2 protein-coding genes are annotated in these 1,412 nt (G+C 70.3%); both read right to left on the bottom strand.

Annotated elements, in window-relative coordinates:
- A partial coding sequence (locus tag N878_RS20505) for an alginate export family protein (RefSeq protein WP_177342917.1) occupies window positions 1-318 on the bottom strand: 318 nt, incomplete at its 3' end.
- Window positions 319-332: 14 nt separating this feature from the next.
- Window positions 333-1,412: SEL1-like repeat protein (locus N878_RS20500; RefSeq protein ID WP_021445408.1), on the bottom strand; the 1,080-nt coding region annotated here is incomplete at its 5' end.

Below are 1,412 nucleotides of genomic sequence, written 5' to 3'. Positions count from 1 at the left end.
GCTGCTGGCGGCGGTTTCGCCGTCGTCGCCGGCGCGCTGCAGCGGGTCGGTCTCGATGGTGTCGGTGGCGGTCACCGCCTGGCCCATGGCGAAGGCGCTCCAGTCGCCGCGCTGGGCATAGGCCCAGGGGCGCAGGTCGAGACCGATGCCGTTGACGTCGCCGCCGTCGCGGGTGCCGAGGTCGCGGTCGTCTTCCGATTGCGCGGTGATCTTGATGTCCAGGCCGAAGTCGGTCTGGTTGTCGGTCGCCCAGGCGGTGCCGGCGGCGAGCAGGCTGGCACCGAGGCCGAGTTGGCTGACGATTCGATTGAACTGCATACGGGTGTCCTTGTTCATGGCTGGCTCGCCTGCAGGCTGTTCTGTTCGCGCCAGGCGTTGCCACGCGCCTCGCGCTCCTCTTGCAGCAGGCGCTGGGCCTCGGCCAGTTGCGCCGGGGTCAGGCGCTGGGCGATGGCATGGGCCAGCTCGTGGGTCTGCGGCGTGTTGCGCGGCAGGGCGAGCTGGCTGAAGACATAGGCATTGACCGGGTTGGGCTTGACGCCGCGGCCCTGGCTGAACATCTGCGCCAGGGCGAAGTCGGCGCTGAGCTGGCCGGCGCGGGCGGCGCTGAGCAGATGATCGAGCGCCTGTTGCGGGTAGACGTCGCCGAGGTAGCCGCGCAGGTAGAGCTGCCCCAGGTAGTAGTTGGCGCTGGGTTCGCTGGGCGCGGCCTTGCGCAGGTGCTCCTCGGCTTTCTTCGGCTCCTGCGGCAGCAGCTTGCCTTCGTAGTACAGGCGCCCGAGCAGCAGCTCGGCGCGCGGCAGGGCGGCGTCGCGGCCCTTGTCCAGGTAGCCGAGCAGGGTCTCGCTGTCGCCCTGCTGCGGGTAGTCGTAGAGCAGCCGCGCCAGGCTGACCCAGGCGGCCGGATGCTGCGGCGCGATGGCTTCGAGCAGCTCCTGTGCGCGCCCGGGCTGCGGCTGGCCGACTTCGGCGTCGGCCAGCACCTGGGCCACGGCGTCGACCCGGTTGGGCGACACGCGGCCGGCGCGGTAGTCGGCCATCAGCTGTTCAAGCAGGGCGTCGAGCTCTTCGGTGCGCCCCTGCTTCTGGTACACCGTGGCCAGCTCGACGTAGCAGACGTCGTTCGCCGCCAGGCCGGCCTGGCAGATGCGCTCGATTTCGCCCAGGTGCTGGTCGTAGCTGCCGTCGCTGCGGTAGACAAGGATTTGCGCCAGTTCGGCCTGCGGCAGTCCCTGCTGGCGCCAGTCATGGATGCGTTGCGATAGGTTCATGGCGGGGAAGTCCTGTGGGTAGAACAGGTAGAGCTCGGTCAGCGGCAGCAGCACGCCGGGCTCGCCGGCGCGGCTGGCGGTCTCCAGCAGTTCGGCCGCTTCCTGGCGCTCGGCGGAGCTGCTGCCGGGCTTGCGTGCCAG

The sequence above is a fragment of the Pseudomonas sp. EGD-AK9 genome, from assembly GCF_000465935.2.
GTDB lineage: Bacteria > Pseudomonadota > Gammaproteobacteria > Pseudomonadales > Pseudomonadaceae > Aquipseudomonas.
The sequence above is the reverse complement of the archived record's forward strand: the minus strand, read 5'-3'. Positions and strand labels throughout refer to the sequence as shown.